The 18,113-nt window shown below is 69.4% G+C and carries 18 protein-coding genes; 13 read left to right on the top strand and 5 right to left on the bottom strand.

What is annotated here, in order from left to right; genetic code table 11:
• Positions 1 to 45: 45 nt before the first annotated feature.
• Together QSK32_RS03750 and QSK32_RS03745 are read right to left on the bottom strand one after the other, a co-directional pair.
• Positions 46 to 666 carry a dihydrofolate reductase family protein gene (locus tag QSK32_RS03750; RefSeq protein ID WP_285471194.1) on the bottom strand — a complete coding sequence of 207 codons (621 nt, stop codon included), beginning with the start codon at positions 664 to 666 and terminating at the stop codon, positions 46 to 48.
• Between the two features lie 254 nt (positions 667 to 920).
• Complete coding sequence (locus QSK32_RS03745) at positions 921 to 2,345, bottom strand: RICIN domain-containing protein (RefSeq protein WP_045743665.1); 1,425 nt, start codon at positions 2,343 to 2,345, stop codon at positions 921 to 923.
• A 64-nt stretch (positions 2,346 to 2,409) separates the two neighbouring features.
• Between QSK32_RS03745 and QSK32_RS03740 the strand changes: the two genes are divergently transcribed.
• The 5 genes from QSK32_RS03740 (at position 2,410) to QSK32_RS03720 (ending at position 7,749) form a co-directional block, all read left to right on the top strand.
• A complete protein-coding gene (locus QSK32_RS03740; protein ID WP_285471193.1) occupies positions 2,410 to 2,838 on the top strand; it encodes a hypothetical protein in 429 nt (142 codons plus the stop codon).
• Positions 2,839 to 3,419: 581 nt separating this feature from the next.
• A complete protein-coding gene (locus tag QSK32_RS03735) occupies positions 3,420 to 3,623 on the top strand; it encodes a hypothetical protein (RefSeq protein ID WP_285471192.1) in 204 nt (67 codons plus the stop codon).
• Between the two features lie 300 nt (positions 3,624 to 3,923).
• Positions 3,924 to 4,739 (top strand): helix-hairpin-helix domain-containing protein, encoded by an 816-nt coding sequence (locus QSK32_RS03730; RefSeq protein ID WP_285471191.1) that lies wholly within the window; start codon positions 3,924 to 3,926, stop codon positions 4,737 to 4,739.
• On the top strand, positions 4,736 to 6,382 hold the full coding sequence (locus tag QSK32_RS03725) for an OmpA family protein (protein ID WP_285471190.1): 1,647 nt from the start codon (positions 4,736 to 4,738) through the stop codon (positions 6,380 to 6,382). Before QSK32_RS03730 ends, QSK32_RS03725 begins: the two co-directional genes overlap by 4 nt.
• 545 nt (positions 6,383 to 6,927) lie before the next feature.
• Complete coding sequence (locus tag QSK32_RS03720) at positions 6,928 to 7,749, top strand: rhamnogalacturonan acetylesterase (protein WP_045743663.1); 822 nt, start codon at positions 6,928 to 6,930, stop codon at positions 7,747 to 7,749.
• 18 nt (positions 7,750 to 7,767) lie between these two features.
• On the opposite strand, the gene QSK32_RS03715 is transcribed toward QSK32_RS03720, so the two are convergent.
• The gene (locus QSK32_RS03715) at positions 7,768 to 8,289 is read right to left on the bottom strand and encodes a nucleoside deaminase (RefSeq protein ID WP_245674030.1); all 522 of its coding nucleotides are present in this window, start codon (positions 8,287 to 8,289) and stop codon (positions 7,768 to 7,770) included.
• Between the two features lie 132 nt (positions 8,290 to 8,421).
• Here QSK32_RS03715 and QSK32_RS03710 point away from each other — a divergent pair, with 132 nt between their 5' ends.
• Genes QSK32_RS03710 through QSK32_RS03695 form a run of 4 tightly spaced genes read left to right on the top strand, consistent with a single transcriptional unit; the run spans position 8,422 to position 12,287 of the window.
• A complete protein-coding gene (locus QSK32_RS03710) occupies positions 8,422 to 9,291 on the top strand; it encodes a carbohydrate ABC transporter permease (RefSeq protein ID WP_045743662.1) in 870 nt (289 codons plus the stop codon).
• A gap of 2 nt (positions 9,292 to 9,293) precedes the next feature.
• On the top strand, positions 9,294 to 10,106 hold the full coding sequence (locus QSK32_RS03705) for a carbohydrate ABC transporter permease (protein ID WP_285471189.1): 813 nt from the start codon (positions 9,294 to 9,296) through the stop codon (positions 10,104 to 10,106).
• A 1-nt stretch (position 10,107) separates the two neighbouring features.
• Positions 10,108 to 11,340 (top strand): ABC transporter substrate-binding protein, encoded by a 1,233-nt coding sequence (locus QSK32_RS03700; RefSeq protein ID WP_285471188.1) that lies wholly within the window; start codon positions 10,108 to 10,110, stop codon positions 11,338 to 11,340.
• Positions 11,341 to 11,342: 2 nt separating this feature from the next.
• Positions 11,343 to 12,287: an arsenic resistance protein gene (locus QSK32_RS03695; protein WP_285471187.1), complete on the top strand. Its 945-nt coding sequence runs from the start codon at positions 11,343 to 11,345 to the stop codon at positions 12,285 to 12,287.
• Here the strand turns inward: QSK32_RS03695 and QSK32_RS03690 are convergent.
• Together QSK32_RS03690 and QSK32_RS03685 are read right to left on the bottom strand one after the other, a co-directional pair.
• Complete coding sequence (locus QSK32_RS03690) at positions 12,284 to 12,514, bottom strand: hypothetical protein (RefSeq protein WP_285471186.1); 231 nt, start codon at positions 12,512 to 12,514, stop codon at positions 12,284 to 12,286. The two genes, QSK32_RS03695 and QSK32_RS03690, sit on opposite strands and share 4 nt — an antisense overlap.
• A gap of 46 nt (positions 12,515 to 12,560) precedes the next feature.
• Positions 12,561 to 13,748, bottom strand: a complete 1,188-nt coding sequence (locus QSK32_RS03685; protein WP_285471185.1) for an SGNH/GDSL hydrolase family protein — start codon at positions 13,746 to 13,748, stop codon at positions 12,561 to 12,563.
• 617 nt (positions 13,749 to 14,365) lie between these two features.
• Here QSK32_RS03685 and QSK32_RS03680 point away from each other — a divergent pair.
• Genes QSK32_RS03680 through QSK32_RS03665 form a run of 4 tightly spaced genes read left to right on the top strand, consistent with a single transcriptional unit; the run spans position 14,366 to position 18,098 of the window.
• Positions 14,366 to 16,762 (top strand): sensor histidine kinase, encoded by a 2,397-nt coding sequence (locus tag QSK32_RS03680; protein ID WP_285471184.1) that lies wholly within the window; start codon positions 14,366 to 14,368, stop codon positions 16,760 to 16,762.
• Positions 16,759 to 17,175 carry a roadblock/LC7 domain-containing protein gene (locus QSK32_RS03675; RefSeq protein WP_245674279.1) on the top strand — a complete coding sequence of 139 codons (417 nt, stop codon included), beginning with the start codon at positions 16,759 to 16,761 and terminating at the stop codon, positions 17,173 to 17,175. Before QSK32_RS03680 ends, QSK32_RS03675 begins: the two co-directional genes overlap by 4 nt.
• Positions 17,168 to 17,530: a DUF742 domain-containing protein gene (locus QSK32_RS03670; RefSeq protein ID WP_045747117.1), complete on the top strand. Its 363-nt coding sequence runs from the start codon at positions 17,168 to 17,170 to the stop codon at positions 17,528 to 17,530. Before QSK32_RS03675 ends, QSK32_RS03670 begins: the two co-directional genes overlap by 8 nt.
• The gene (locus QSK32_RS03665) at positions 17,499 to 18,098 is read left to right on the top strand and encodes a GTP-binding protein (RefSeq protein ID WP_045747118.1); all 600 of its coding nucleotides are present in this window, start codon (positions 17,499 to 17,501) and stop codon (positions 18,096 to 18,098) included. Before QSK32_RS03670 ends, QSK32_RS03665 begins: the two co-directional genes overlap by 32 nt.
• The last annotated feature ends 15 nt before the right edge of the window (positions 18,099 to 18,113 follow it).

The following is an 18,113-nucleotide window of genomic DNA, read 5'->3' as shown; positions in this document are numbered from 1 at the left end:
ACGGACACGCCCAGCCGGCTGACGCCCGCCCAGCGGCGGGAGCGGTCAGTCGCCCTTCGGGACGTCGCCGGCGTCGCGGACCTCGTCGTAGCCGACCGCGGCCGGCGCCTCGCCCGGCACATAGATCACCCGGATCACGCCGGTCGGGAAGACCTCGGTGGCCGTCACCGTCAGGTGGTAGGCCCGGTCGCCCTCGTCGAACAGCTTGCGCCCCTTGCGAGCCGCCACCGGGTGCACCAGCAGGCGCAGCTCGTCGACCAGGCCGGCGGCGAGCAGCTGCTGCACCACCGAGATCGAGCCGGGCACCAGGATGCCCTTGATCGCCGGGTCGGCCTTGAGCGCGGTGACCGCCTCGGTCAGCTCACCGGTGATCGCCTCGGAGTTGCGCCACGTGAACTCCGGCGACTGCCGGGTGACCACGATCTTGCGGATGTCGCCGAGCTGCTTGGCGAACGACGCGTCCTCACCACCGGCGGCCTCCCGCTCCGGCCAGGCCCCGGCGAAGCTGCCGTAGGTCTCGCGGCCGATCAGCAGCACGTCGGCGGTCTCGTAGTCCTCGGTGACGGCCCGGCCCATGTTCTCGTCGAAGTAGACGAAGTGCCAGGCAGGGTCGATCTCGGCGACACCGTCGGCCGAGATGAACAGGGTGGAGACAACCTTCGCCACAGCGGGATTCCTCTCTCACGGTGCCCGGACCGGCCCCGGCATGGAACCGGCGCCCGAACCGGCTCCACAACGAACCGGTGCCCGAACACTAGACCGCGGGTACGACACTTTTACCCGGAAGCGCCCCCACTCACCGGACGGGAGCAACCACCCGGGCATGCCCCGGCGCCCGCGCTACGACCTGGGGAGGCACCGGGGCCGCGAAGGTAGCCCCGGTGCCTCCGGTCACGCGTACGAGAAAAGGAGAGAGAAAGCTAGAGCGCCGTGCGGGACCACTGCTGGTTGTTGCCGCTGCCGCAGGTGTACTGCTGGATGTCGGTGCCGTCGGTGGTTCCGGAGGAGACGACGTCGAGGCATTTCCCGCTGTGCCGGGCGACCAGCCGGAAATAGCTGCCGTAGGCCTGCCACTGCCATTGCTGGTTGGTTCCGGCGCCGCAGGTGTACTGGATGACGTTCGCCCCGTCGGCGGTGGAGGACGAGGCCACGTCGAGGCATTTCCCGCTGTTCTGGTTGACGACGTTGACGTATCCGCCGCCCGCCTCGCGGAATTCCCAGCGCTGGTTGACGCCGCCGTTCCAGGTCCACTGCTTGATCTCGGCGCTGTCCGCGGTGGAGGAGCTGATCACGTCCATGACCTTGCCGCTGTTACGGTTGGTGACCTGAAAATAGGACGGCGGATTGCCGGTGACGGTGCCCGCGGCCGCGTCGATCGTCAAGGTCGGATACCACGCCAGACTCATGCTCGTGCTGCTCGGGAACGTGATCGGCAGCCAGACGTACTGCGAGTCGTTGACCGGCCCGCTCCACGCCCCGGCCCAGCGGTCACCCATGTAGAGGTAACTCGTCGTGCTCGTCCCCTGAATGGGCAGCACGTAGGTCGGCTGTGACCGGAAGGTGCTGCCGTCGCCCACATTCGTCCAGCTGGTCCACGGGCCGCTGATGCTCGAGGCGGTCGCGTACTTGGCCTGGTTCGGGCTCCACCCGGTGGCGCCGGAGGTGAGCAGGAAATACGTGCTGCCGCGTTTGAACATCGCCGGGGCCTCGCGGTGCGCGTCGTTCCAGAAATTGCCGACGAGCGTGTCGACGTTCAGATAGTCCGCGGTGAGCCGGTAGATGTGCAGGTCGTAGTTCTCGTCGGCCGCCGAGATCATGTACGCGGTTCCGCCGTCGTTGTAGAGCGTGATGTCGCGCGACATGTAACTGCCGAACGGCCGGAAACTCCCGTGGTAGGTGTAGGTGCCGTCGACGGTCGCCGACGACGCCACCGCGGCGCGCGCCTCGCCGTAGTCGGTGCCGTTCTCCTTGTGCATCCACATCACGAACCGGCCGGTCGACGCGTTGTAGATGACCTTCGGGCGCTCGATGTTGGCGCCCTGCAGCTCGGTGGCGGCGGACGGGGTGAGCACGTTGTTGCGGAACTCCCAGTTCTTCAGGTCGGTGGACCGGTAGACGGAGACCGCTTTGAACGTGTTGTCGGTGTTGCGGTTCTCGCCGAACCAGTAGTAGTAGTCGCCGACCTTGAGCACGCCACCCCCGTGGGCGTGCAGGCCGGCGCCGCTGGTGTCGGTGAACTGGATGCCGTTGGTGACGGTGACCGGGGCGGCCTGGGCAGGCGCTGCGGGCAGCAGCACCGCCGCGGCGAGCACGAGGACGGCCGTGAACGCCTTCGTAACATTCATGAATTGCGATGTTAACGTAACCAGCCCCGCTTCCGGCAGAGGCAATTTGGGAGCGCTACCATTCATGATCAGCAAGCCCGTCGCCCCGACCGGAAGGACCGCAGCCATGATCATGTCCCTGCTGCTGGACCTGGTGAACATCCTCGGCGGACTCCTGCTCGCCATCCCACTGCTCGGCCGCGCGCCGGTGGTCGGCTACGACCTGGGCAGATTCGCCGCGAAGATGGCACCGTGGCGCTGGATCATCGGCGTCATCGCCCTGGTCGCCGGCGGCTACTTCCTGATCGTGCACGCGTTCTCCGGCCCGAACGTCTTCCACTTCGAGATCGTCGGCATCGCGGTCGGCATCTGCCTGGCCTGGGAACGCCTCACCGGCCGCACCCCGATCGCCCCGGAACCGGGCACCGACGCCACCGGCCGCTGGCTGGCCCTCGGCATCTTCGGCGTCATCGCCATCATCGTCGGACTGCAGGGCCTGGTCACCCCCAACTGACCGGTCATCCTCCTTCCGGGGTACGCCCACAGCACTCGAACAGGCGCACAGAGCCACCAGCCGTCGACCACGGTCGCCGCCCGGGAACCACGGACGAGCCATGCCTGACGGCCGGCCCGACCAAGCCGTCCACCACGCTCGGCCACAACCCGCCGACGAGCCACCACCCACGGCCAGCTCGACCGAGCCGTCCACCACGGTCGGCCACAACCCGCCGGCAAACCACCACCCACGGCCAGCTCGACCGAGCCGTCCACCACGGTCGGCCACAACCCGCCGACGAGCCACCACCAACGGCCAGCTCGACCGAGCCGTCGGCTACGGCAGCCCAGCGAGCGAAACTCAACCACCGACGACGGCTTGGAGTCACCAGCCGTCAACCACGGTCGAATCGAACCCCCGAACGAGCCACCACCAACGGCCGAACCAACCGAGCCGTCCACCACGGCTGCCCAGGAGACGAAACTCAACCGTCATCGACGGCAGGGCCGCCTCAGCCGTCACCTACGGCTGCCTGCACCAGCAACTGGCGTGACGGCGGGCAGGTTGGACAGCGACACAGGTCGGACTACTACGGCAGCGTGACGGTGGCCGGCACCACCGCCGCCAACGCCGTCGTCACCACCACCACCACCACCACCGCCGTCGTCACCACCACCACCGCCGTCGTCGTCACGGTCGTGGCCACCGCCGACACCACAGGCACTGCCGTCGCTGCCGTCGCTGCCGCCAGCACCGTCGCCGCCCTGGACTGGTCGCGCGGGGACGGGAGTGCCACGCGCTGAAGTCGCGGCGGCTCAGTGCGGGCGTGGCCGTCGAGTGCATTCGGAAATGGTGAGCCGCGTTATTTCCAGCCCTTCCCGGCATCCGGAAGCGGCGCCCAATCCGTAGCCGAACACTCACTCACGGCGCATTAGTGCGCATTTTGAGAATGGTTGATCAACCGTATATCCTCATTGGGCAGTAGCGGGCCCGGACGCGGGAATCCGTCATCGCACCCTACCCAGGAACGCCTTTGCATGCGGGCGTGAAGTGCGATACACCCTGTTCACGGCGCTTCAGCGCGTCCGCACCCGGAGGTAACAATGGTCTGGTTCATCGGCCAGTCTATCGTCTTCATCGTTCTCGCATTTCTTCTCGGACTATTGGCTGGAAGACTTTCCACGCGACCTGCGAAAGCACCTTCCGAACCCATTTCCGAAAAGTCCGCGGAACCTTCGGCGCCAACCATTGACCCCGCTCCGGAACCACACGTTCACGACGACGAACTCGAACGCATCGAAGGTATCGGCCCGGTGATGGCCGCAGCCCTGCGCGTGGCGGGCATCCGCACGTTCAGCAAGCTCGCCGACACCGACGACGACACGAAGCGCGCCGCCATCAAAGCCGCCGGTCTCTCTTTCGCCCCGAGCCTGGTCACGTGGAGCCGCCAGGCCCAGCTGCTGGCTGACGGCGACGAGGACGCGTTCGCCGAACTGACAGCCCGCCTGATCGCCGGCCGCGACACCGAGGCCCTCCACGCCCTCAAGCCGTCCCCCACCCCCGGCCAGTCCCGTAACCCCGAAACCTCTCGCAACCCTCGGATCTCTCGCAACCCTCGGATCTCCCGCAACCCTGAAGCCGGCCGCAGCGCGGATACCACTCACAAAGCCGAGCCTGTTCATGGGACCGAGGACGTTCGCAGAACCGAGACCATTCGCGGTGGCGAGACCATTCGCGGTGGCGAGACCATTCGCGGTGGCGAGGACCCTCACGCCTCCGAGGCCGCAGGCGAATCCGACGCGAGTAGCGGATCACCGGCCGTTGGCGGATCACCGACCGTTAGCGGATCACCGGCGGTTGGTGCCGACGCTGTTGCTCACGGCGTCAACACTGTTCGCGGAACCGAGACTGTCCGATGACCGGCCTGATTCGCGGCGCAGGCCACATCGTCGGTGCACGCAATCGCCGACGCATCACGACCCGCTCGATCATCGCCTCCGGAAGCCACGACTCTTCGGCGAACGCTGCACCCGAGGTTGATCAGTCAGCTCCTGTCGACTCAACGAAGGTCGCAAAGGGTGCTGGCAGCTCCGTGAGCGACAGCGTCAACACGACTGATTCTGTCAACACGATCGATGCCGTCAACATGACCGATAGCGTCAACATGACTGGCGCAGTCAACACGAGCGGCACGAGCGGCACGAGCAGCACGAGCAGCACGAACGGCACGAACGGCACGAACGGCACGAACGGCACGAGCAGCACGAACGGCACGAGCAGCACGCGGTTTGTTGGTGGAAAGGGCTACGAAGGCACCCCGGGCGGTGGGCTGACCTCGAAGAACTCCGGCAAGGCTGCTACGGCTGGGCCTGGGGTGGCGGTTCGGGGGAAGCGGCGCCGGGGTTCGCTGGTGGCCATCGTGATCGGGTTGGCGTTGATCCTCGGACTTCAGCTGGTGCCCAACCGGCACCGCATCGAGGATGACCTGACCAGCCGAGCAAGTGCCGCCCTGGCCGCCGCGGGGCAGAGCGGCAGCACAGTTTCGTTCACGGGACGGGATGGGTTGGTCGTCGCGAGAACCGCTGCGGACGCCGAGCGGGCGCGGGAGATCGTCGAGGACGTGACCGGAGTCCGGACCGTCGATATCCGCGTCGGAACCGGCCAGGACAACACCGACGCCGACACCGACAGCGGCACAGACGACGGCACAGACGACGGCACGAACGACGGTGCAAACGGCGACGCGAACATTGACAACAACACGGACAACAACACGGATGCCGGGAACAGTACGGACGATGGCGCTGGTGAAGACGTGGATGGCGGGGAATCTGCTGGGGAACTGCCTGCGCCAGGGCCCACTTCGTCTCTGGTGGTCGAGGTCCGCGGTGGGCGGGCCGTCATGACGGGTGTCGTGCCGTCCTCGGCGGATCGGGCGGCAATGACGGCCGCAGTGACGGCAGCGCTCGGAGCGCGGGCTGTCGACGATCGGGTCGCCGTGGCGAAGGACCTCAGCGGCGGATCTGCGCTTGACCGGCTGCCTGCCATTCTGCGGGCTCTGCCCGATGGCGGCGACGGGCTTTCGGTACGCCTGGAGAACAACGTCGTGTTGCTGGCGGGGGTGGCTCCTACGGCAGCGGCGCACGCGGCGCTCGCTGAGGCCGCCGCGAAGTCCGGGGTGACGGTTGTCGACGCCATGACGGTGGCTGACCTGCAGACGCAGTTCGACAGTGTGCCCGCGCCGGCTTTCCGCACCAACAGTTCGGCGTTGACGCCCGAGTCTCGGGACGGGCTTCGGGAACTCGCTGACCTGCTTGAGGCCAATCCGGACGCGCGGATTCGGATCGGGGGGCATACCGATTCCCGGGGGGCCGCGGCCATGAACAAGGCGCTCAGTGAGAAGCGTGCCGAGTCGGTGGCGGCCGGCCTGCGCAAACTCGGGGTGGATCGGGAGCGGCTCACGGTCGTCGGGTACGGCGAGGCCCACCCGAAGGTCCCCAACGACACCGCTGCTCACCGGGCCGTCAACCGCCGTGTCGAATTGACCGTCACCACCAGCTGATCAACGACATCGCGTCCTGGAGGAACGGGACGAGTGAGCCGTGGCGCGGCGCGGGCATCCCCGTTCGGGACGTTCGCGCCGCGGCCGGGTCCGCGAGCGGAACAGCGGCACCAACAGTGATCACGCCCGGGAACACGAGACACGTTTCGTCATCGGGGTCCGCGTGGTGACTTCAGCCGCCCAGGGCACCCGAAGTCACCACACCCCAGCACGAGCGTGATGACTTCAGCCGCCCAGTGCGCCTGAAGTCACCACGCGGACGGGTTTCGCACCCTGACCGCGGAACGTGTCTGGATCCGGCGCACCGGATCACCGGGGATGCAGCCGGGCAGCCGCGGACCGGGAACCAGGGAGCGAGACCTGAGACTGGAACCTGGGGCTGAGGAACGGAGCCGCGGGAGGTGACTGCTCCCACGAACGGCACAGCCCGTCGGGCGCCGCGGATCCGGGCAGACTCCACAGCGTACACATAATGCGGTTCTGCAGCGGGAAAGCGCTTGCCTCAACCCTTGCCATGCATAGACGATCGTTGATTACATGGGCGCATGGACCTGAACCGTAGAGTGCTGCTGCAAACCGTTCTCGGTGGTGCGATCGCGGGCACCGGAGCACTGACCGGACCAGCCCAGGCGCATCCCCAGCGGCGGCCGACGGTGTTCGTGGCGGGGGATTCCACAGCCGCCACCTATGCCACCGCCGACCACCCCCGCGCGGGCTGGGGGCAGGCCCTGCCGGTGTTCCTGCGGCGTGGGATCGGCGTGACGAACGAGGCGCTGTCCGGGGCGAGCTCGAAGAGTTTCGTGGATCTCGGGCGGCTGGACCGGATCCTGACGGCGCTGCGGCCGCACGACGTGCTGCTGATCTCGTTCGGTCACAACGACGAGAAGATCGAGGATCCGGCGCGGTACACCTCACCGTGGGGCACCTTCCCGGAGTACCTCAGCCTGTTCATCGACGGGGCTCGGGCCAGGCGGGCCACGCCGATCCTGGTCACGCCGGTGGAGCGGCGGCGGTTCACCGCGGACGGCACGCCTTATCCGTCGCACGGGGAGTACCCGGATTCGATGCGGGCCCTGGCCGCCGAGACCGGCACGCCACTGATCGATCTGACCGCGTTGTCGTTCGCATTGTGGACGAAGCTGGGGCCGGAGGCGACGAAGGAGTATTTCCTGTGGCTCGCGGCCGGGGTGTCGCCGAACTATCCGGACGGGGTCTCCGACAACACGCACTTCCACGCGCACGGCGCGATCGAGGTGGCGCGACTGGTGGCCCGGGAGTTGCCGTTGAGCGATCCGCGGGCGCTGCACCGGACGGACATCCCGGATGATTCCCTGACGTGGCCGCCGACGAGGCCGGCGGAGAGCTGAGGCCGGCGTGTCGACGGTTCAGTCGATGCGGTAGTCGGGCAGGGCCGCCATCCGCTCGGCGTACCGCTGGAACGAGCCGTCCGGCGCCGCCGCCGCATATCGGGCGAACTGGTCGCGGCATTCCTTGCGCAGGTAGCCGCCGGTCACCGTCGGCAGGTGGGAGAAGGACATGTCCTGACTCGCGGGCCGCCACACCGCCGGCACGCCCGCGGCGCCGTCGTCCGGGGCTTCGAGGCCGTAGTACACCCGCCGCACCCCGAAGGCCATCGCCGCGCCGAGACACATCAGGCACGGTTCGAGGGTGACCGCCAGGGTGACCGGCCCGTCGCGGCGGGTCCAGCCGAGTCGCCGGTCGGCCTGTTCCATGGCGAGGAGTTCGGCGTGCACGAGCCGCCGGCCCAGGGTGCGTTCCTGGGTGTAGGCCCGCCCGATGATCTCGTCGCCCATCACGACCACCGCCCCGATGGGCAGTTCACCGGCCCGCATCCCGTCCTCGGCGACGTCGAGCGCCAGCGCGACCATTTCCTCCTCGGGTCTCATCATTTCACTGTGCCATGGCGGACGGCCGGGTCGTGGGCACGCGACCCGGCCGGGTGATCAGCGCCGCATGAACCCGTCCTACGCGCGCGGTTCACCGACGCGGAGGTCGCGATCACTTAGCCTCGTAGGCCTATGGGTGATGCAGAGAAACGGCCCTGGGTCGGGTACGCGTTCCTCGCGCCCAGCCTCGTCGGCGTCGTCGGTTTCCTCGTCGCGCCCGTCGTCGTGGTCGCCGTGATGAGCCTCTACCGATGGGATCTCGTCAGCCCGGCACGGTGGGTGGGCACGGCCAACTACCGGGTGGTGCTCACCGATCCGGCGTTGATCCGGTCGCTCGCGGTCACCGCCCTGTTCGTGGTGATCGTGGTCCCGGCGCAGACCGGTCTCGGGCTGTGCACCGCCCTGTTGCTGGACCGGCGGCTGCCCGGCAGCGTGGTGTTCCGGGCGATCTTCGTGGTGCCGTGGATCAGCGCGCCGCTGGCCCTCGGCGTGGTGTGGCGGTGGATCCTCGACCCGTCCGACGGCGCTCTCGACGCGCTGCTCGGGCAACGGGTGGAGTGGCTGACCAGCCCCGGCCTGGCACTGCCCGCCGTCGCCGCGGTGACGGTCTGGACCAACGTCGGCTATGTGGCGCTGTTCTTCCTGGCCGGGCTGGCCGGGATCCCGGGGCAGTACCGGGAGGCCGCCCGGATCGACGGCGCCGGCAGCTGGCAGACGCTGCGGCTGGTCACGCTGCCGCTGCTGCGCCCGACGACGTTCTTCGTGCTCACCACCGGGCTGATCGCGGCGTTCCAGACGTTCGACACGGTCTATGCGATGACGCGGGGCGGGCCCGGCGGGCGGACCGACGTGATCGCCTCGCTGATCTACCGGGAGGCGTTCACGAGTTTCCGGATGGGCCGGGCCGCGGCCATGTCGGTCCTGCTGTTCCTGCTGTTGATCACGGTGACGGTGGCACAGCAGCGGTACTTCCGGCGGCGTACGACCTATGAGGTGGCCTGACGGTGCGCACCACGATCACCTATCTGACGCTCGTCGCCGGCGCGGTGCTGACACTCGCCCCGTACCTGCTCAGCGTGCAGACCTCGCTGAAGACTCCGGCCCAGTTCGCCGCGGAGTCGCCACTCGCGCCGCCGTCGCCGGTGAGCACGGCGGCGTACGCGGAACTCGTCGTCGGCGGTCACTCGCTGATCCCGCCGCTGGTCATCACGGTGCAGGTGGTGATCCTGGTGGTCGTCGGCCAGCTGACCTGCTCGGTGCTCGCCGCGTACGCCTTCGCCCGGCTGGAGTTCCCCGGGCGCGACGCGGTGTTCCGGCTCTACCTCGCCACGCTGATGGTGCCGGTGGTGGCGACGGTCGTGCCGCGGTTCGTCATCGTCAGCGAACTCGGCCTCCGTGACACGTTCGCCGGGCTGGTCCTCCCGGCACTGTTCGGCAGCCCGTACGCCGTCTTCCTGCTCCGTCAGTTCTTCCGCGGCATCCCGGGTGATCTCGTCGACGCCGCGCGCCTCGACGGCGCCGGTCATCCGCGGGTGCTGTGGCACGTGGTGCTGCCGCTGAGCCGGCCGGTCCTCGCCACCCTGGTGATCATCACGGCGGTGACGCACTGGAACGACTTCCTGTGGCCGCTCGTGGTGACCAGCGGTGAACGCTGGCGGGTGCTGACCGTGGCGGTGGCGGCGCTGCAGAGCCAGTTCGCCGGGAACTGGACGCTGGTGACGGCCGCCACCACGCTCGCCACCCTGCCGCTGCTCGTGCTCTTCCTCGTGTTCCAGAAGCACATCGTCCGGTCCATCACGATCACCGGGATGAGATGACATGCGCGTCCTGCTGCGTCTGTTCGCCGTGCTGGTCCTGCTCGGCGGTTGTTCGGTCACGCCGGAGAAGGACACCGGCACGGTCACCTTCCGGCTCTGGGACGAGCAGGTCGCCCGGGCCTACGAGGAGTCGTTCGCCGCGTTCACGAAGCAGAATCCGGGGATCACGGTGACCGTCGAGGTGGTGCCGTGGGCGGACTACTGGACGAAACTCGCCACCGACATCGGTTCGGGAACCGCCCCGGACGTCCTCTGGACCAACACCAGCAACTTCGGCCTGTACGCCGACAACGGGGCGCTGCTCCCGATCGAGGATCCGCAGCGGGCCGGCTGGACGCCCTCGGTCGTCGACCTGTACACCCGCGGCGGAAAGCTGTGGGGCGTCCCGCAACTGTGGGACACGATCGCCCTGTACTACAACAAGGACCTGGTCGCGAAGGCCGGCGTCGACCCGGCGGACCTGACCTGGAACCCGGCCGGCACCGGAGACACCTTCCTGCCCGCGGCCCGCGCGCTGACCACCGGCAACGTGTACGGCTTCAACGCCTCACTGGACAACCAGGGCGTGCTCTGGGACTTCGTCGGTTCCAACGGCGGCGCCTGGCAGGACGGTGACGCGTTCGTCTTCGCCGACCGGCCGAAGACCGTCGAGGCGGTCCGGTACCTGGTCGACCTGATCGGCGAGGAGCACGTCGCGCCGCCCGCCGCGGACACCACCACCAACGGCGACAAGACGCTGCAACTGTTCACCCAGGGCCGGCTCGCGCTGTTCCAGTCCGGCCCCTACCACCTGCGGGCCATCCACGAGGGCGCGTCGTTCCCGTGGGGGATCGCGCCGATGCTCGCCGGGCCGGCCGGGCGGGTCAGCGTGGTGCACGGTGTCGCCGCGGCGGCGTCGGCCGCAACCCGCAACCGGGACGCCACCGGCCAGGTGCTGCGGTGGCTGGGCTCCGCGGAAGGCGTCCGGCCGATCGCCGAGGGCGGGTACGCGTTCCCCGGCGTCACCGCGGCCGAGCCGGCGTTCACCGCGTACTGGAAGAAGCAGGGTGTCGATCTGCGGCCGTTCCTGGACGCGGCCCGGGGCACCACGTTCCCCGCTCCGGTGGGTCCTCGGGCCGGGGCCGGCACAACCGCGGCGGGTAGCGTACTGGAGCAGGTCTTCCTGGGGCAGTTGGGCGTCGAGGAGGGTCTGCGGCGGGCACAGTCGGCCGCCAACGACGCCATCGAGGAGTAGGTGTGGAACGGCGACAGATCCCCCTCTATCTGGTCGCCATCGCCGCCGGCGCGGTCGCCGGTCTCGTCGTCCCGCAGGCCGCCCCGGCTCTCGGCCACGCGGTCACCCCGGTGCTGGCGTTGCTGCTGTTCGCCACGTTCCTGGGGGTGCCGCTGGCCGAGATCGGCCGGTCGGTGCGCGACGTGCGGTTCCTCGGCACGGTACTGGGCGTGAACTTCCTGGCCGTCCCGCTGCTCGCGGCCGGGCTGTCCCGGTTCGTCGCCGACGACCGCGCTCTGATGCTGGGGGTGCTGCTGGTCCTGCTGACCCCGTGCATCGACTACGTGATCGTGTTCACCGGCCTGGCCGGCGGCGCCCGGGCCCGGCTGCTCGCCGCGACGCCGCTGCTGATGGCGGTGCAGACCCTGCTGCTGCCGGTCTACCTGGTTCTGTTCGCCGGACAGGACGCGCTGGCCGCGGTCGAGCCGGGACCGTTCACCGAGGCGTTCCTGGTCCTGATCGTGCTGCCGCTGGCCGCCGCCGCGATCGTGCAGGCCCGGCGGGCGCGGCGGGTCGAGCAGGCGATGGCCGCCGCGATGGTGCCGCTGATGATGCTCACCCTGGCCGTGGTGGTCGGCTCGCAGATCGCCGCGGTCGGCGCCGAGGCCACCGTCCTGCTGCGGGTGGTGCCGTTGTACGCGGTGTTCACCGGTGCCGCGGTCCTGGCCGGCCGGGTGGCCGCGCGGGTGGCCCGGCTGGACGTCCCCGCCACCCGGGCGGTGATGTTCTCGGCCGCGACCCGCAACTCGCTCGTCGTGCTGCCGCTGGCGCTGGCCCTGCCGCCGGAGCTGCGCATCGCGGCGCTGGCGGTGGTCACCCAGACCCTGGTGGAGCTGATCGCCATGGTGGTCCTGATCCGGCTGGTCCCCCGGATCACCACCGGGGACAGCACGCCTGTCGCGGCCTAGACCCGTGTCGTGGTCAGGGCGAGAAACCCATCCGCGTGGTGATTTCGGGCGCGCTGGACGCCCCAAATCACCACACCCATGACGGCGTGACGAATACGGGCGCGCTCGACGCCCCAAATCACCACACCCATCACGGCGTGACGAATACGGGCGCGCTCGACGCCCCAAATCACCACACCCATCACGGCGTGACGAATACGGGCGCGCTCGACGCCCCAAATCACCACACCCGGCGGTTGAAGTCACCACGCGGACACTGATGACGAAACGTGGCTAGACCTGCAGCAACCGGCGGGGCACGGTGGCGGCCAGCGTCGCGTACCCCGCGGGGTTGAGATGAAGGTGATCGCCGGCGTCGAACCGCGCCGCGAGCCGGTCCGGTGTGCCCGGGTCGCGCACCGCCGCGTCGAAGTCGACCGCGGCGTCGAAGATCCCGCCCCGGATCGCCGTGTTGACCGCCTGCCGGGACCGTTCCCGCAGGCGGCCGGGGTCGTCGTAGATGTTGCCGCCGAACGGGGTGAGCGTCGCGCCGTAGACCGCGATGTCACTCGCGTGCCCGCGGACGACCATCTGCCGGTACGCGCCGAGCAGGTCCGGCACCACCTGCCGTTGGGACGGCTCGTCGGCGGGTGCCGTGCCGATGTCGTTGACGCCGGTGAAGACCAGCATCCAGCGGACGCCGCTGACCGCGAGGACGTCGCGGTCCAGGCGGGCCAGCGCCGAGGGCCCGAGGCCGTCGCGCAGCACCCGGTTGCCGCCGGCGGCCTGGTTGAGCACCGCGATCCCGGTGTCGCGCAGCCGGTCGAACAGCTGGTCCGGCCACCGGTCGTGGCCGTTGGTGGTGGACCCGCGGCCGTCGGTCAGCGAGTCGCCGAGCAGCGCCAGGCCGGGTGCGCCGGCCTGCACCTCCACGCCGCTGATCAGGTACCAGTGGTCGACCGCTGTCGCGCCGACCGGGTTGACCGCGGTGTGGTGGTCCCCGGCGATCAGCCAGGACGTGGTGCGTGACCCGGGATGCGAGGTCAGGGCGAGGCCCTGCTGTCCGTCGGCCAGGTAGACGCTGACGGTCAGGGCGGCGCCGGCCGCCACCGCGACGTCCACCGGGTCGGAGACGATCTGCGCGCCGGGCGGGATCGTCACGGCCGGGTTCCCGCCGAACAGCAGTGGGCACGAGGTGCCCGGCCGGATGCCGGCGACACCGATCGCCCCGCCAGCGGGGCGGGCCACCGCGGCCGCGGTGATCGGCAGGTCGGCGCCGCCGAAGGTGTTGGAGAGCCGGACCCGCAGCCGGCGGCCGCCGGCGGTGATCCGCAGCGTCTGCCGCAGGGTGGTGTCGGCCAGCACCGAGCCGGGGCCGGTGAAGGGCGCGGGCGGCAGGTTGTCGGGTTCGGTGAGTTGCGGCATCGCGGTCCAGGTGTGGACCCAGCGGGAGCTCCCGGACAGACCCCGACCGATCAGCACGGCGGAGGCAGCCGCTCCGGACGACGCGAGAACCGTGCGGCGTCTCATGACCGGGGGTGGGCAGTGGCGGACGCGGGCAGCCTTCGCATGGGGACGCCTCCGAAAGTTTCGGGGAGGTTACGCGAGTGCCCCCGCAACATATAGTCGGCCGTCGATCCCCGTCAATCGGCACCGCGGTGACCGAAACTTCCGGCGCCTGTCCTCAGTGGCGGCACGGGTCGATCCTTTGTGGATCATGAAAAGTCGCATGCCGCAGGACACATGAGGAATTTCCATATGCCCGATATGCCGCTGACCAGTGAGGACGGTTCACCCATCGATCAACGAGGACCCACCCTCGCTGGTGCGGATCAAGGCGCGGCGCTAGGGTTTGGCACGCACCTCGGGTCGCGGTCGGACAACCGCGTGACCCCTGCTGCCCTGACCGACCCCCGCCGCCTTACTGATCCTCAGCCCCGATGGGACGAATGTTGGCTCCGATACCGGCCGGCCGCGCGAGCGAACGCCCCGATACCACCACGGACGCGTCATCCACCGCAACCCTGCGGCGCACCCGGAAGCAACAGTCGATCAAGCGCCGCGTCGTGCGCCTCGTCCTGGTTCCCAGTGTCGTGGCCATGGTGATCTGGTTCGCCGCCTCCGGATACCTGATCTACGACGGCATCTACAACCGGACCGTGGCCAACTCGGTCCGCGAGGTGTCCATCCCCGCGGTCTCCGCGCTCTCCTCGATCCAGCAGGAACGCCGGCTGAGCATCTCGCACCTGGCCCGCCCGTCGCGCGACATGAGCTCGCTGCTCGACCAGCGCCGGGAGACCGACAAGGAGCTCGCCGAACTGCGCGAGGTCGCCGACGACTCGCTCGGCTCCGCCCCGGCCTCGGTCCGCGAGCCGTGGGAGCAACTGGTCGGCTACCTCGACCAGCTGCCCGACATCCGCAGCGCGATCGACTCCGAGTCGACCACCGGCGCGAAGACGTACGACTTCTACAACGGCCTGCTGGACTCGGCGACCGTGCTGTTCGACACCCAGGCGCGCATCGTGCCGGGTTCCGAGGCCACCCAGGGCGGCATCACCTCGACCGAGATCTTCAAGGTCTCCGACCTGATGTCGCGGGCCGGTTCGGCGATGGACGCCGCGTTCGCCTCCGGCAAGTTCGGCCGCCCGCAGTACCTGGAGTTCGTCAGCCTGGTCGGGGCGTACCACTACCAGCTCGACAACATCGACGAGCAACTCGAACCGGCGGTCCTCGCCGACCTCGAGGCGCTGCGGGGCGGCCCGGTCTGGCAGGAGCTGATCGCCGCCGAGAACACGATCATCACCGCCGGCCCGTGGGGCAAGCGGATCCCGCCCACCATCACCGCCGACCGCGACGACTGGGCCACCCTGACCAGCACCGTCTCGCAGAAGTTCGTCGACATCACCATCGACGAGGCCGACCAGGTGTCCGCCCAGACCCTGAAGACCGGCAACAACCAGCTGCTCACCGCGCTCTTCGGCAGTCTCATCGCGCTGACCGTCGCCGGCATCGCCATCCTCTGGGCGGTCCGCCAGTCCAGCGTCCTGGTCGACCGGGCACTCTCCACCCGCCTGGCCAAACTGGGCGAGGACGCCGGCGAACTGATCGACCAGCGCCTGCCGGCCGTCATGGACCGGCTGCGCCGCCGCGAGCCGGTGAGCCTGGAGGCCGAGTTCGCCCGCAAGGACTACGGCGGCGACGAGATCGGCCAGGTCGCCGAGGTGATCAACCGGTCGCTGCTGGCCGCCACCGCGGCCGCCGTCGACGAGGCCAAGGCCCGCGCGGCCGGCACCGCGATGCTGATGGGCGTCGCCCGGCGCCCGCAGCGCCCGCTGCAGCGCGGCCTGAAGGTGATCGAGGACCTGCAGTCGCAGATGGGTGACGAGAAGATGCTCGTCCACCTCTTCGACATCCACCACCAGCTCAACCAGACCCGGCGCTTCCTGGAGAACCTGGTCATCCTCGCCGGTGGGCAGATCGGCCGCCGGTTCAACAAGCCGGTGCCGCTGCGCCGCGTGCTGCTGGCCTCGTTCGCCGAGGCGCACAACTACCAGCGGATCAACCTGCGCGGCGCGGCCGACGTGGAACTGGTCGGGTACGCGGTCGCCGAGGTCATCCACCTGATGGCCGAGCTGCTCGACAACGCCCTCGCGTTCTCGCCGCCCGGCACCACCGTGTGGGTCACCTCCAACAAGGTCAAGCACGGCGTGGCCATCGAGATCGAGGACGCCGGCGTCGGCATGAACGCGGACGCCGTCGACCGGGCCAACACGCTGCTCGCCACCGCGCCCACCCCGGACGTCACCGAACTCAAGGACGGCTCGCAGGTCGGCCTCTACGTGGTCGCCGAGCTGGCCAAACGGGAGGGCGTGCAGGTCAGCCTGCGGCGCTCGGCGTACGGCGGCCTGCTCGCGATCGTGCTGCTGCCGGACCGTCTGCTCGTCACCGACCGGACCGCCACCGACCGGGCCGTCTCGGACCGGACCGACGGCGACGGCAACGGCGGCACCCCGGAGTCGGTCGACATCGGTGCCGCCGTGCCGGTCGCGACCCCGATCCCCGTCGCCCCCGCCCCCTCCATCGGGCGCACCACGGTGGGCATCCTCGAGGCCGAGACCCGGGCCTTCCCGAAGATCGACGACGCAGGCGGGCCCGTGATCGCATCGAACGGCAAGAGCGCCGTCACGTCCGTACCCCCGAAAGACGCACCCACGCCGGCGCCGGCGGCACCCAGCGTGACCAAGAAGCCGGCCCCGGCAGGGTCCGAAAGCGGCACCAAGCCGCCGCTGCCGCACCGCAAACCGCAGCAGCACCTCGCGCCAGAACTGCTCGAGGACGCTCCCCCCGCTCCCGAGACGGCCGCGCCTCCGGCCGCCAAACGGTCCCCGGAGGAGATCCGCAACCGGTTCTCGCGCTACCAACGTGGCTGGGCCGACGGTCAGACGGCCGACCGCGACGAAACAGAACCCGACGCTGAGCAAGGCAGGAACGCGTGACCCTCTCGACCCCCCAACCCGATCTGCCCTGGATGCTGGACGACCTCGTCGACGTCCCGAACGTCGTCTCCGTCGTCGTGCTCTCCACCGACGGCCTGATCGTCCAGAAGTCCTCGTCGATGGCGCAGGACCTCGCGGAGATCCTCGCCGCCGGCGCCTCCTCGATGTACAGCGTCGCCGCGGGCACCGGCCGCCGGTTCGCCAGCGGGCCGGTGCAGCAGGTGGTGATCGAGTTCCAGGAGCACACCCTGTTCATCGCGGCCGCCGGGCAGAACGCGCGCCTGGCGGTCCTCTGCGACCAGGACGTGGACATGGGCATGGTGGCGTACGAGGTGAGCCGGCTCGTCACCCGCATCGGCGATTACCTGGGGACCGAGGCCCGGACGGCGCCTGACGGCAGCGGCCATGCCTGATCGCTGGGACGGCGACGACGAGTCGGAGGCCGGCCGGTTCGTGCCGCTTTACATCCTGGTCAACGGCCGCACCAGCCCCCGGGACTCCAAACTCGACCTCGCCACCCAGGTCATCGCGCTCCAGGTGGACGCCAACCGCCTGGAGCCCGAGTACGTGCAGATCCTGAACCAGTGCGGCAACTGGATCTCCATCGCGGAGATCGGCGCCTACCTGCGCATCCCGCTCACCATCGTCAAGGTGATGGTCGACGTGCTGCTGGAGCAGGGCTATCTCGGCATCGGATCCCCGGCGCAGCAGAAGGTCATCGACATGTCCGTCCTCGATGCGCTGCTCGCGGGCCTGGAACGGTTGTAGGAACGAGGAGACGGTGGATCGGACATCGGTCAAGATAGTCGTCGCCGGGGGCTTCGGCACCGGCAAGACGACCCTGGTGAGCTCGGTCAGCGAGATCGCGCCGCTGACCACGGAGGAGCTGCTCACCGAAGCGAGCCTCGGCGTGGACGACACCACGCACGTGGAGGACAAGACCCACACCACGGTGGCGCTGGACTTCGGGCGCATCACCATCAGCCCGGACGTGGTCCTCTACCTCTTCGGTACGCCCGGACAGGACCGTTTCTGGTTCATGTGGGACGAACTCGCGCAGGGCGCGGTCGGGGCGATCGTGCTGGTGGACACGCGACGGCTGGACACCAGCTTCGCGGCGGTCGACTACTTCGAGCGGCGGGGCATCCCGTTCGTGACGGCGGTCAACCAGTTCAACGGGCAGTGCGCGTACACCGAGGAGGAGATCCGCGGTGCGCTGGAGCTGGACCCGCAGGTCCCGCTCGTCTGGTGTGACGCGCGGGACCGGGAGTCCAGCAAACTGGCGCTGATCGCGCTGGTCCGGCACGCGATGAACCGCCTGCGCGTGCCGGCCTGACCGTTTTCGTCACAA

It is taken from the genome of Actinoplanes sp. NBRC 101535, from assembly GCF_030269225.1.
In the GTDB taxonomy this organism is placed as follows: Bacteria; Actinomycetota; Actinomycetes; order Mycobacteriales; family Micromonosporaceae; genus Actinoplanes; species Actinoplanes rectilineatus.
This window is presented reverse-complemented; position numbering and strand designations above follow the sequence as displayed.